This is a genomic window from Bradyrhizobium sp. 199 (genome assembly GCF_023073355.1).
In the GTDB taxonomy this organism is placed as follows: Bacteria; Pseudomonadota; Alphaproteobacteria; order Rhizobiales; family Xanthobacteraceae; genus Bradyrhizobium.
Genome location: NZ_JADPJI010000002.1, coordinates 687805 through 700247, shown reverse-complemented (window position 1 = coordinate 700247; position 12443 = coordinate 687805). Strand labels below are relative to the sequence as shown.

The following is a 12443-nucleotide window of genomic DNA, read 5'->3' as shown; positions in this document are numbered from 1 at the left end:
GGACAGAATAGTCCCTAATAGAGGAAACGTATCCATGAGACCTATCGCAGCGCTCGTGTCCGCGGCCGGCTTGCTGTCGGCTGCCTTGACCATCCCCGCTTCCGCCCAGCAGGCGCCGCTCAAGATCGGCGTGCTCTCCGACTTCTCCTCCGTCTATTCCGACATCGGCGGCATGGGGAATGTCGAGGCGACCAAAATGGCGATCGAGGATTTCGGCGGCCAGATGTTCGGCAAGCCTATCGACATGGTCTCGGCCGACGTGCTCAACAAGCCCGACGTCGCCTCCACCATCGCCCGCAAATGGTGGGAGACCGAAGGCGTCGACATGATCATCGACCTGCCGACGTCGGCGACCGCGCTCGCCGTCATGGAGCTGTCGAAGCAGTACGAGAAGATCATGATCGTGACGGATGCGGCCAGCTCCGACATCACGGGGAAATCCTGTTCGCCCTACACCGCGCACTGGACCTACGACACCTACGCCAACGCCCACACCGTCGGCAGCGCCATCGTTAAGAACGGCGGCGACAGCTGGTTCTTCCTCACCGCCGACTACGTCTTCGGCCATTCGGTCGAGCGCGACACCGGCGATGTCGTGAAGGCCGCGGGCGGCAAGGTGCTCGGCAGCGTCAAGCATCCGCTGAATACGGCGGATTTCTCGTCATTCTTGCTGCAGGCGCAGGCGTCCAAGTCCAAGATCATTGGCCTCGCCAATGGCGGCGGCGACACCATCAACGCGATCAAGCAGGCCGGCGAGTTCGGCATCGTCGCCGGCGGCCAGAACCTGGCTGCGATCGTGATGTTCATCTCCGACGTGCACAGCCTGGGCCTGAAGCTCGCGCAAGGCCTGATCATCACCGAGGCTTATTACTGGGATCTCAACGAAAAGACCCGCGCCTTCGGCAAGCGCTTCATGGAGCGCGTCAAGCGCATGCCGACGATGAACCAGGCCGCGACCTACAGCGCGACCCTGCATTACCTCAAGGCCGTGCAGGCTGCCGGCACCAAGGACACCAAGACGGTGATGGCGAAGATGCGCGAGCTGCCGGTGCGCGACGCCTTCACCGACAACGGCACCCTGCGCGAGGACGGCCGGATGGTGCACAGCATGTACCTGTTTCAAGTGAAGAAGCCGGAGGAATCCAAGGGGCCTTGGGATTACTATAAGTTGCTCGCCGAGGTGCCCGCCGACCAGGCATTTCGGCCGCTGAAGGATGGCGGCTGCCCGCTGGTAAAATAACGGGCACTGGAATGGGCACCGGTGCCGGTAACATACTTCATACGGGGATAGTGCAGCGTTCCAAATTCAAACATGCCTTAGGTATGAGCTGCGCGTGCGGACGACACACGCACGCGCAGATTTAATTTCCTACCAGTGTGAGTTCTGCCCGTCGCATTTCAGCGTCCTCCGCGCGTTCCGCCGCGACGATCGCGGCAACATCGCCGTCCTCTTTGCCCTGGCGCCCGTCCCCGATTCTCGGATTCGTCGGCGCAGCGATCGACTACACCATCGCCAACATGCAACGCACCAAGCAAGCGCTGCGCCCATATCTGCCAAGATCGGCGCAGACCACGGTGAATTGCTCGGTAAGCACGCGCGATCGCGGGCCAAACAAAAATGGCCCGCTTAGCGCGGGCCATTTTCGTATCGGAACCGGTAAGGTCCGAATTTGGTTGCGGGGATAGGATTTGAACCTATGACCTTCAGGTTATGAGCCTGACGAGCTACCGGGCTGCTCCACCCCGCGTTAACACTTGCACGCCTTCCGTTAGATCTCTGGGGACGATCGGTTGAGGCCGGCGCTGTTCGCGTGGCTTTCCTCGTCCGTCCCAAAGGCTTCCTTGGAAGGCAACCCCGGGACAAAGCCCATCGGGTGCGGGGCGTATGTATCAAGGCAAGTCGGCTTTGGAAAGGGCTGCGGGAACGTTTTTTTCGACTTTATGACAGGAGAAGCGACCGATTTCGGCGCCATTCCGCGCGGTCTTGCCAGAAGTTCCACAAAGGGCCAGCTTGCGGCAACAAGCTTGAGGCCGAAAACGCGCCCTTGAGGGAGGAACGCCCCTGGACAAATCCCTGAGGAGCGCCCCGCTGCAGGCGCTGGAGGAGGCCTTCCACGCCATGGTCGCGCGGTCGCGGGACGAGCCGGCGGCCGGCCTTGCCGAGCGGCTCGACCGGCTGGCGCGGCTGCGCAGCGTCGTCGCCGACAACGAAGAGCGTTTCCGGCAGGCGATCTCGGCCGATTTCGGCCACCGCTCGGCCGTGGAGACCACAATCGCCGAGACCATGCTGCTGTTCTCCGAGATCCGGCATGCCACAAAGCACCTGAAGAGCTGGATGGCACCGCAGCGGGTCGCCACCGCGCTGCAATTCCTCCCCGCCCGCAACCGGCTGATGCCGCAGCCGCTCGGTGTTGTCGGCATCATCGCGCCCTGGAATTATCCGCTCCAGCTCACGCTCGCACCCGCGATCGGCGCGATCGCCGCCGGCAATCGCGTCCTCATCAAGCCGAGCGAGCTCACGCCGCACCTCTCGGCGCTGCTGAAGGAGGCGGTTGCCGCGAGATTTGAGGCCACGGAAATGCGGGTCACCGGTGTCGAAGAGGAGATCGCCGAGGCCTTTGCGCACCTGCCGTTCGATCACCTCGTGTTCACCGGCTCGACCCGGGTCGGGCGGCTGGTCGCGGAGGCCGCTGGGCGCAACCTGACGCCTGTCACGCTCGAGCTCGGCGGCAAGTCCCCCGCGATCATCGACGCCTCGGCCGATCTCCATGAAGCGGCCGAGCGCATTGCCTACGGCAAGCTGCTCAATGCAGGGCAGACCTGCATTGCGCCTGATTACGTGCTGGTGCCGGAGCGCTCGTTGCAGGCCTTCGCCGAAAAACTGCGCGCCCAGATGCGGCGGATGTTCGGCACTGATCCCGCCAACAAGGACTACACCTCGATCATCTCGGACCGGCATTATGCGCGACTCGAAGGCCTCGTCGCGGACGCGGCGCAGCGCGGCGGGAAGATCCTGCAGCCCGCGAAGGCGGACGATCCAAACTGGAAAGCACACCGCAAGTTCCCGCCGACGCTGATCGTCGGTGCGAGCGAACCGATGGCGGCGATGCAGGAGGAGATCTTTGGCCCGGTGCTCCCCATTCTGGGCTATCGCGATCCCGCCGAGGCTATCGCCTTCATCAACCACCGCGACCGGCCGCTGGCGCTGTACTGGTTCGGCAAGGACGGCGCCGCGCGCGACGAGGTGCTGGCGCGCACCACCTCGGGCGGCGTCACAATCAACGACTGCCTGTTTCACTTCACGCAAATCAACCAGCCGATGGGCGGCGTCGGTGCATCCGGCACCGGGGCTTATCACGGCGAATGGGGCTTTCGCACCTTCAGCAAGCTAAAGCCGGTGTTCTATCGCTCCAAGTTCAACCGCCTCGCCGACCTCTATCCGCCCTATGGTGGCAAGATCGCGCGGCTGGAGAAGTTGATGCGGTTCATGTCGTAGATCGTCAAACACCCGTCATTGCGAGCGCAGCGAAGCAATCCAGAATCCCGTTGCGGTGACAGTCTGGATTGCTTCGCTGCGCTCGCAATGACGAAAGGAAAATGCAAGGGGCAACATTGACTGACACATTCGATTTCATCGTCGTGGGCGCGGGCTCCGGCGGCTGCACCATCGCGGGCCGGCTCTCGGAGGATGCGGCGACGTCGGTCGCGCTGCTCGATGCGGGTGGACGGAACGACCATTGGCGGATCACCACGCCGTTCGGGCTCGCTTTGCCCTACAGCGCGGCCAACTGGGCCTTCGATACCGTGCCGCAGAAGGGACTGAACGGCCGCATCGGCTATCAGCCGCGCGGCAAGGGTCTCGGCGGCTCCTCGGCGATCAACGCCATGGTCTACATCCGCGGCAACAAATGGGACTACGATCACTGGGCTGCCCTCGGCAACACCGGCTGGTCGTATGCGGACGTGCTGCCCTATTTCAAGGCTTCCGAGAACAACGCCGATTTCGACGGCGCGCATCATGGCAAGGGCGGCCCCCTGCATGTCAACAAGCTGCGCTCGGATAATCCGATCCATGACGTCTTCCATCAGGCCGCGCGCGAGGCGCAGTTCCGGGTCCGCGAGGACTTCAATGAGGAGGACCACGAAGGGCTCGGCAGTTACCAGGTGACGCAGCACAATGGCGAGCGCTGGAGCGCAGCGCGTGCCTATCTGCATCCCTACATGAACAAACGTCCCAATCTGTGCGTCGAGACGGCAGCACAGGCCACGAAGATCCTGTTCGAAGCTGGCCGTGCGGTCGGCATCGAATATGTGCAGGGGAAGCAGACAAAGCAGCTGCGTGCCCGGCGCGAGGTGATTCTCGCTGCCGGCGCCTTCCAGTCACCGCAATTGCTGATGCTGTCGGGCATCGGCGATGGCGATGCACTTCGTTCGCACGGCATTGGCGTCATGCATCATTTGCCGGGCGTCGGGCGCAACCTGCAGGATCATCCGGACTTCGTTTTCGTCTACGCCTCCGACTATCCGCATCTCGTGCACTCGTCGATCAGTCGATTGCCATCTCTGCTCCGCGCCATCCAGCGGTACCGCCGCGAGCGACGCGGCCTGATGACCACCAATTTCGCCGAATGTGGCGGCTTCCTGAAAACCCGGCCCGACCTCGATGTGCCCGACATTCAATTGCACTTCGTCATCGCCATGCTCGACGACCATGGCCGCAAAAAGCACAAGGAGGCGGGATTTTCATGCCATGTCTGCCTGCTCAGACCGAAGAGCCGTGGCAGCGTCTGGCTCAAAAGCGCAGATCCGCTCGCACCGCCCATGATCGATCCGAACTTTCTGGGCGAGGAGGAGGATCTCGAGGCCCTGGTCGCGGGCTTCAAGACCACGCAGCGGCTGATGGAAACGCCTGCGCTACGCGCGTTGCAAAAGAAGGACATGTTCACGGCGAACGTCAAAACGGACGACGACATCCGCGCCATCCTTCGCGAGCGCGTCGACACCGTCTATCACCCGGTCGGCACCTGCAAGATGGGGACGGATGCGATGGCCGTGGTCGATTCCGCACTGAAGGTGCACGGGGTTGAAGCTTTGCGGGTCGTCGATGCCTCCATCATGCCGACCCTGATCGGCGGCAACACCAATGCGCCGACCATCATGATCGGGGAGAAGGCGGCGGATATGATCAGGACGGAGAAAAGGTAGCGCCGCCGCGTCATTGTCCACTGTCGCAAGAGAGCAGCCGCGACCTCATTCTGCGCTGTCGGTCCGGACGAGCATAAGCGCCGATCCGGGACCTATAGGCAAAGTGACGAGGACAGTTTCTTTACTGACATCGAATAGGTCTGGCATGACGATCCCCTGGCCTTTCCCTGGGCGCAACCCTGAGCTCCTGGAGACACCAGTACAGACGATTTTATCGATCTGAAACCGAATGATCGGTCCGGCGTTCATTCGTTCCATCGAGGCAGGGCTTTTGCGCATGAACAGTTTCGATCTCGCAGTCTATGCCGCGCTCGCCATCGCGGTCGGCTTCGGCTTCAGGACCGGCCTGCTGCGCAGCGCCATGACCATCCTCGCCTATCTCCTCGCCGCCCCGATCGCGGTTGCGCTGATGCCGCTGATCGCGCCGCAAATTGCAGGCAACCCGAATTCACCGCAGTTGCAGAACTGGACCTGGTTCTTCGGCATCTTCGTCGTTGTCGGCATGCTGTTCGGGCATATCGGCCGCATCGCGCTGAACGACACCATCGGCGAGGCCGGCATCGGCGACCGGCTCGGCGGCGCGGCGCTCGGCGCCATCAGGGTCGGGCTCGTCGCCACCACGCTGGTCCTGGTGTTCGACCAGATCGTGCCGGTCAATCGCCAGCCGCCGTTTCTCGCCGGCTCGCATCTGCGGCCGCTGTTCTCGACGGCAGGCCAGATGGGGTTCAAGTCGCTGCCGCCGGAAGCGGCCTCCGCGATCGACCGCCTCAAGCAGGAACGGCGAATCTGAAGCGCGATAAGACCGCGCTTTTTGGTTTGGGCATGGTCTTTTCGGAAAACCGCCGCGCAACTTTTCCGGATCATGCCTGCGCATTTGCATCGCTAGCGCCCTGCGCATGCATTTTGATGCGAGCCCGTCCCTTATCAGCAACGCCACGATTGGCTAGAATGCCGCTATTCAAAACCTGCCTGACATTACGGGAGTGAAACAGTGGATCTTGGGATCAAAGGTCGCCGCGCCATCGTCTGCGCATCCAGCAAGGGCCTCGGCCGTGCCTGCGCCATCTCGCTCGCCGACGCCGGCGTTCACGTCACGCTGACCGCGCGCGGCGCCGAGGCTCTGAAGAAGACGGCGGACGACATCCGCAAGGCTTCTCCCGAGGTGACGGTCACCGAGATCGTCGGTGACATCACGACGCCGGCGGGCCGCGAAGCCGTGCTGAAGGCGTGCCCCGAGCCCGACATCCTGATCAACAATGCCGGCGGCCCGCCGCCCGGCGATTTCCGCAACTGGACCCGCGACGACTGGATCAAGGCGATCGACGCCAACATGCTGACGCCGATCGAGCTGATCAAGGCGACCGTGGACGGCATGATGGCGCGCAAGTTCGGCCGCATCGTCAACATCACCTCGGCCGCGGTGAAGGCGCCGATCGACATCCTCGGCCTGTCCAACGGTGCGCGCGCCGGCCTCACCGGTTTCATCGCCGGCCTATCGCGCAAGACCGTGATCAACAACGTCACCATCAACGGCCTGCTGCCGGGCCCGTTCGAAACCGATCGTCTGACCGGCACCGCCAAGGCCGAGGCCGACAAGCGCGGCGTCTCGGCGGAGCAGATCCTGACCGAGCGCGCCAAGCTCAACCCCGCCGGCCGTTTCGGCCAGCCCGACGAGTTCGGCTATGCCTGCGCCTTCCTGTGCGGCGCCAAGGCCGGCTTCATCACCGGGCAGAACATTCTGCTGGATGGGGGTGCGTTCCCGGGGACGTTGTAGATTGGTCTTCTCCCTCTCCCCGTCCTTACGGGGAGAGGCGAAGAACTCTCAAATGGGGGTCACCGCTGTTTGGTCGGCTCGTCTTCGTCCTGCTGACTCGGGCCGGAGGAATCGGCCGTCGTGCGCTCACCGGCCCAGTCGATGGCGAATTCGTCGAGCCCGTCCGCGAGCAGATCGCCGAGCATCGGCTCGCCGAGCAGGTAGTGCACCGTTTCGCGGCGCGGGCTGCGATATTCGGTGCGCGCCTCGGCCGCGCGTGCGCGCAAATCGTTCCAGTCATCGATCGTGCCGTCGCCGCGACCAAGCCAGGTCAGCGTGACGAGATCAATCTGCTCGTCCTCGTTCAACGCGATCATGAAGCTTCCAAGCTCGTTGACGACAGGATCGGAGCCGTCATCGGAGAGGACGTCAACCGCATCGTCGTCGGAGGGGTTCGAGCCGGAATCCGGATCGGAATCCCCCTCCTTGACGTCGAATTCGCGCGCCTTCTCGATGATGAAGGCGACTTTCTCCGCAGAAATCGCAAGCTCTGGCATGGCTCCTCCTCCAGTTCCCGCGATAACGCCGCATTGCGTCAGATGATCCATTGCGCTCGAGGGCGGAAAACCGCATGTTTCGCCACGAAAAAAGCACATGGGAACGCGCGGCATGCAGTGGAAGGTCGGCCAGGTCAAAATCACCAAAATGGTAGAGCTGGAGACGGTCGGATCGACCCGTTTCATCCTGCCGCTCGCGGGCAATGAAGAGATCCAGAAGCTGCCCTGGCTTATTCCGCATTTCGCAACCCAAGAGGGCCGGCTGAAAATGTCGATCCACTCGCTGGTGGTTGAGACGCCTTCGCGACGCATCCTAGTCGACACCGGTCTTGGCAACGACAAGCAGGGCCGCAACGTTCCGACCTGGAACAACCGCACCAGCCCGTTTCTGGCGACGATGATGGCGGCAGGCTTTGCGCCCGACAGCATCGATACGGTGTTGTGCACGCATCTTCATGTCGATCATGTCGGCTGGAATACAAAGCTGGTCGACGGTCGATGGGTGCCGACATTTCCCAAGGCACGCTACGTCTTCGGCGAGACCGAATACGAGCACTGGCAGGCGAATTCGACCGAACCGGACAAGCGGGCCGTGTTTGACGATTCCGTCAAACCAATCGTCGATGCCGGCAGGGCCGATCTGATCCCGAGCGACCACCGGCTCTGCGAAGAGATCAGCATGATCCCGACCCCGGGCCATAGTCCCGGCCATATGAGCATTCTCATCCGATCGGACGGCGAACAGGGTCTGCTCACCGGAGACGTCGCCCATCACCCCTGCCAGATGGCGCATCTCGACTGGTCCTCGACGGCGGATTCCGACCAGACGCAGTCTGCCGCGACGCGGCGCGAACTGTTCGCCCGCTTTGCCGACACGCCGACGCTGGTGATCGGCGGCCATTTCTCGGCCGGGCATATCAGGCGGGACGGAGACGCGTTCAGGTTCGTGGCGCTGGGGTGATCTCCGTTTTTGGGCGGTTGAATTTCCTGCCGCCCTGTTCCATGAAGCTATTCAACCGATCGGTCCATTCTCAGGGAGAAACGAAAATGAAGCTTGTTCGCTATGGCGAGAAGGGTGCGGAAAAGCCCGGCCTGATCGACAAATCCGGCCAGTTGCGCGACCTGTCGGCGCATGTGAAGGACTTCACGGGCGAGGCCTATTTGCCGGAGAGCCTGAAGAAGCTGGCAAGCCTCGATCCCGCCTCGCTGCCCGCGGTCTCCGGCAAGCCGCGCTTCGGCGCTCCCGTCACCGGCATTTCGAAATTCGTCGCGATCGGCCTCAACTACTCCGACCATGCCAAGGAGACCGGCGCCGATATTCCGAGCGAGCCGATCATTTTCATGAAGGCCAACACATCGCTGTCCGGCCCGAACGACGCAGTAGAGAAGCCGCGCGGCTCGACCAAGCTCGACTGGGAGGTCGAGATCGCCGCGATCATCGGCAGCCGTGCGAAATATGTCTCGGAAGCCGACGCGCTGAACCACGTCGCCGGCTATTGCGTCTGCAACGACGTCTCCGAGCGCGCCTTCCAGATCGAGCGCCTTGGACAATGGACCAAGGGCAAGTCGCACGACACGTTCGGCCCGCTCGGACCGTGGCTCGCCACCAAGGACGAGATCAAGGACGTCCAGAACCTGTCGATGTGGCTGGACGTCAACGGCCAGCGTCGCCAGACCGGTTCGACCAAGACCATGATCTTCTCCATGGCCAAGTGCATTTCCTATGTCTCGCAATTCATGACGCTGCTGCCCGGCGACGTCATCACCACCGGCACCCCGCCCGGCGTCGGCCTCGGCATGAAGCCACCGACCTTCCTCAATGTCGGCGACGTCATCACGCTCGGCATCGAGGGCCTCGGCGAGCAGCGCCAGGATATCGTGGCGGCATAAGCCGTTGCCCTCTCCCCGTCATTGCGAGGAGCGAAGCGACGAAGCAATCCAGACTATTTCCAAGGAGAGGGACTGGATTGCTTCGCTTCGCTCGCAATGACGGAAACCAATTGCCGGTCACCCCGTAGGACATTCCGCCATGAAGCTCACCTTCTCCCCCGCCTCGCCCTTCGCCCGCAAGGTGCGCATCGCTGCGATCGAGCTTGGGCTGATCGACAAAATCGAGCTCACGCCCGCGACCGTCGCGCCGGGCACGGCCAACGAGGACTATTCGAAGATCACGCCGCTGAAGAAGCTGCCGGTGCTGATTACCAATGACGGCGACGTCATCTTGGACTCCTACGTCATCGTCGAATATCTCAACGAGATGGCCGGCGGCAGCCTGGTCCCGGATTACGGCCCGCGGCGCTGGAAGGCCAAGACCAATCATTCCCTGATCAACGGCATGCTCGATTCCATGCTGCTGTGCCGCTACGAGAAGATGGTGCGGCCGCAAGGCTTGCAATGGCAGGCATGGTCCGACGATCACTGGAACCGGGCCTGGACCGGCATGGCGCGGTTCGAGAACATGCCTGAGGTCCTGGACGGCCCGTTCGATATCTCGCAGATCGGCCTCGTTTGCGTGCTCGGCTATGCCGACTTCCGCTTCGCCGATTGCGGCTGGCGCAAGGCCCACCCGAAGCTTGACGCCTTCCACCAGAAGATGCTGGAGCGGCCCTCGGTCAAGATCTCGGTGCCGCCGGCCGGCTAAAACGCGATGAAGATCATCGCGCTTTAGGCTTGTTGTTTGAGCATGATCTTGTCGGAAAGCCGCAGCACACTTTTCCGGATCGTGCTGTAATCGCGGGAGTTCTCATGAGCCTCAAATTCTCGGTCGGCGATCTCACCATCCATCGCGTCATCGAGCAGGAAACCTCGTTCGTCCCAGCGCTGGAGATGCTGCCGGGACTGACGAGCGACGTGCTTGCCGAGAACCGCGCATGGATGCGCGAAGCGAAGGCGCTGGACGAGCAGGATGTCCTGCTGCTGTGCTTCCAGTCCTATGTGGTGAAGACGCCGCACCACACCATTTTGATCGACAGCTGCATCGGCAACGACAAGCCGCGGCCGCAACGCCCCAAGTGGAACATGAAGACCGACGACACTTATTTGCACGCGTTGAACGCCGCTGGGTTCTCGGTCGACGACATCGACTTCGTGATGTGCACGCATCTGCATGTCGACCATGTCGGCTGGAACACGCGGCTGGAGAACGGCCGCTGGGTGCCGACCTTCCCCAAGGCGCGCTATTTGTTCGCCAGGCAGGAATACGATCACTGGTTCGCGCAGAATGCGAAAGCGGAGATCCCACCCTTTGCCGACAGCGTGCTGCCGGTGGTCGAGGCGAAACGCCACGAGCTCGTCGGCAATGATCATCAGATCGGCGACCACGTCCGCATCCTGCCGACGCCCGGCCATACGCCGGGCCATATCGCCATTACGATGGGCCGCGGCAAGGACGACGCGGTGTTCTCGGGCGACCTGATGCACTCGCCGTTGCAGACGCTCTATCCGGAGCTGTCGATCAAGTTCGACGTCGATCCCGCCAGGGCGGCGACGACGCGCCGCGGCTTCCTCGAACGCTATTGCGACACCGACACGCTGTGCTGCACCGCGCATTTCCCCTCGCCGTCGGTCGGCAAGATCCGGCGCAAGGGCAACGCGTTCGTGTGCGCGGCGGTTTAACGCATCGCGATCAACGCTCTCGGTTTTCGTCATGCCCGTGCTTGTCCCGGGCATCCACGTTCTTACAATCCACGGCAACAAAGAACGTGGATGGCCGGGACAAGCCCGGCCATGACGAGGAAACATCATGGCCGATCTCCCGGACATTCCGCTCCCCGCCGGCATCCGCTCGCGTTATGTCGACGGCATCAACGGCCTGCGCATGCATGTGCTCGAGGCCGGCTTCGAGACCCCGGGCCGGTCCTGCATCCTGCTGCTGCATGGCTTTCCGGAGCTGGCTTTCTCCTGGCGCAAGGTGATGCCGACGCTCGCCGCGGCCGGCTATCACGTGATCGCGCCGGACCAACGCGGCTACGGACGGACCACGGGGTGGACCGCGGACTACGACGGCGATCTCGCGCCGTTCTCGCTCCTCAACCTGGTGCGCGATGCGCTCGCCCTGGTGTCAGCGTTCGGTTACAGGCAAGTCGACGTGGTCGGGCATGATTTCGGCAGCCCGGTTGCATCCTGGTGCGCCTTGATACGGCCTGACGTGTTTCGTTCGGTGACGATGATGAGCGCGCCGTTCGGCGGACCGCCGCCGCTGCCGTTTGGCACCGTCGACACGCCGGCAAAGCCCCCCGCCGAAGACCCCGTACATCGCGAGCTCGCCGCGCTGCCGCAGCCGCGAAAACATTATCAATGGTACTACGCGACGCGCGCGGCGAACGCCGACATGCACCGCGCGCCGCAGGGCGTGCATGATTTCCTGCGCGCCTATTATCATCACAAAAGCGCGGACTGGACCGACAACAAGCCCACTCCGCTGGCATCGTGGTCGGCGAACGAGCTGGCAAAGCTGCCGACCTACTATGTGATGGACCTGAATGAGACGATGGCGCAGACAGTCGCCAAGGAAATGCCGTCGCCGGCTGCGATCGCAGCCAACCAATGGCTGCCGGACCGGGAGCTCGCTTACTACAGCGCCGAATATGGCCGCACCGGATTCCAGGGCGGCTTGCAATGGTATCGCTGCGGCACCTCAGGCGCTTTCCACCCTGAACTGCAATTGTTCTCCGGCCGCAGCATCGACGTGCCCTCCTGCTTCATCTCGGGCAAGCAGGATTGGGGCACCTACCAGCGTCCCGGCGTGTTCGAAGCGATGCAGGCGCGGACCTGCACGACGCTGCTCGGCTGCCATCTCGTCGACGGCGCCGGTCATTGGGTGCAGCAGGAGCAGCCGGCCGAGGTGAGCCGTCTGCTGCTGGATTTCCTTGCGAAGAGCCGCGCGTGATTTGACCCGGAAACTTCGGCGCTCTATATAGTTTAGAATT

The 12443-nt window shown here is 62.8% G+C and carries 11 protein-coding genes and 1 tRNA gene; 10 read left to right on the top strand and 2 right to left on the bottom strand.

Going from position 1 to position 12443, the window contains the following annotated elements:
- The first annotated feature begins 34 nt into the window (after positions 1–34).
- Complete coding sequence (locus IVB28_RS03350) at positions 35–1240, top strand: ABC transporter substrate-binding protein (protein ID WP_247524632.1); 1206 nt, start codon at positions 35–37, stop codon at positions 1238–1240.
- Between the two features lie 431 nt (positions 1241–1671).
- On the opposite strand, the gene IVB28_RS03345 is transcribed toward IVB28_RS03350, so the two are convergent.
- A tRNA-Met gene (locus tag IVB28_RS03345) sits at positions 1672–1748 on the bottom strand.
- A gap of 314 nt (positions 1749–2062) precedes the next feature.
- Between IVB28_RS03345 and IVB28_RS03340 the strand changes: the two genes are divergently transcribed.
- The 4 genes from IVB28_RS03340 to IVB28_RS03325 all read left to right on the top strand — a co-directional run bounded on the left by IVB28_RS03340 (position 2063) and on the right by IVB28_RS03325 (position 6979).
- A complete protein-coding gene (locus IVB28_RS03340) occupies positions 2063–3496 on the top strand; it encodes a coniferyl aldehyde dehydrogenase (RefSeq protein WP_256466976.1) in 1434 nt (477 codons plus the stop codon).
- A 116-nt stretch (positions 3497–3612) separates the two neighbouring features.
- Entirely contained in the window at positions 3613–5205 is a 1593-nt protein-coding gene (locus IVB28_RS03335; RefSeq protein WP_247524630.1) for a choline dehydrogenase, read from the top strand.
- A 277-nt stretch (positions 5206–5482) separates the two neighbouring features.
- The gene (locus IVB28_RS03330) at positions 5483–5995 is read left to right on the top strand and encodes a CvpA family protein (RefSeq protein ID WP_247524629.1); all 513 of its coding nucleotides are present in this window, start codon (positions 5483–5485) and stop codon (positions 5993–5995) included.
- Positions 5996–6196: 201 nt separating this feature from the next.
- Positions 6197–6979, top strand: coding sequence for an SDR family oxidoreductase (locus IVB28_RS03325; RefSeq protein WP_247524628.1), 783 nt, complete (start codon positions 6197–6199; stop codon positions 6977–6979).
- A gap of 59 nt (positions 6980–7038) precedes the next feature.
- On the opposite strand, the gene IVB28_RS03320 is transcribed toward IVB28_RS03325, so the two are convergent.
- Complete coding sequence (locus IVB28_RS03320) at positions 7039–7515, bottom strand: DUF3775 domain-containing protein (RefSeq protein WP_247524627.1); 477 nt, start codon at positions 7513–7515, stop codon at positions 7039–7041.
- Positions 7516–7627: 112 nt separating this feature from the next.
- Between IVB28_RS03320 and IVB28_RS03315 the strand changes: the two genes are divergently transcribed.
- From IVB28_RS03315 to IVB28_RS03295, 5 genes are all read left to right on the top strand, one after another.
- Positions 7628–8476, top strand: a complete 849-nt coding sequence (locus IVB28_RS03315) for an MBL fold metallo-hydrolase (protein WP_247524626.1) — start codon at positions 7628–7630, stop codon at positions 8474–8476.
- An 86-nt stretch (positions 8477–8562) separates the two neighbouring features.
- The gene (locus IVB28_RS03310; RefSeq protein ID WP_247524625.1) at positions 8563–9405 is read left to right on the top strand and encodes a fumarylacetoacetate hydrolase family protein; all 843 of its coding nucleotides are present in this window, start codon (positions 8563–8565) and stop codon (positions 9403–9405) included.
- A gap of 139 nt (positions 9406–9544) precedes the next feature.
- A complete protein-coding gene (locus IVB28_RS03305; RefSeq protein ID WP_247524624.1) occupies positions 9545–10156 on the top strand; it encodes a glutathione S-transferase family protein in 612 nt (203 codons plus the stop codon).
- A 104-nt stretch (positions 10157–10260) separates the two neighbouring features.
- Positions 10261–11130, top strand: a complete 870-nt coding sequence (locus IVB28_RS03300) for an MBL fold metallo-hydrolase (RefSeq protein WP_247524623.1) — start codon at positions 10261–10263, stop codon at positions 11128–11130.
- A gap of 127 nt (positions 11131–11257) precedes the next feature.
- A complete protein-coding gene (locus IVB28_RS03295) occupies positions 11258–12403 on the top strand; it encodes an alpha/beta hydrolase (protein ID WP_276576208.1) in 1146 nt (381 codons plus the stop codon).
- The last annotated feature ends 40 nt before the right edge of the window (positions 12404–12443 follow it).

Excerpts from the sequence above, each read along its gene's own strand:
- IVB28_RS03350 (WP_247524632.1), top strand. The coding sequence starts at position 35 with ATGAGACCTATCGCAGCGCTCGTGTCCGCGGCCGGCTTGCTGTCGGCT.
- IVB28_RS03330 (WP_247524629.1), top strand. The coding sequence starts at position 5,483 with ATGAACAGTTTCGATCTCGCAGTCTATGCCGCGCTCGCCATCGCGGTC.
- IVB28_RS03320 (WP_247524627.1), bottom strand. The coding sequence starts at position 7,515 with ATGCCAGAGCTTGCGATTTCTGCGGAGAAAGTCGCCTTCATCATCGAG.
- IVB28_RS03315 (WP_247524626.1), top strand. The coding sequence starts at position 7,628 with ATGCAGTGGAAGGTCGGCCAGGTCAAAATCACCAAAATGGTAGAGCTG.
- IVB28_RS03310 (WP_247524625.1), top strand. The coding sequence starts at position 8,563 with ATGAAGCTTGTTCGCTATGGCGAGAAGGGTGCGGAAAAGCCCGGCCTG.
- IVB28_RS03305 (WP_247524624.1), top strand. The coding sequence starts at position 9,545 with ATGAAGCTCACCTTCTCCCCCGCCTCGCCCTTCGCCCGCAAGGTGCGC.
- IVB28_RS03300 (WP_247524623.1), top strand. The coding sequence starts at position 10,261 with ATGAGCCTCAAATTCTCGGTCGGCGATCTCACCATCCATCGCGTCATC.
- IVB28_RS03295 (WP_276576208.1), top strand. The coding sequence starts at position 11,258 with ATGGCCGATCTCCCGGACATTCCGCTCCCCGCCGGCATCCGCTCGCGT.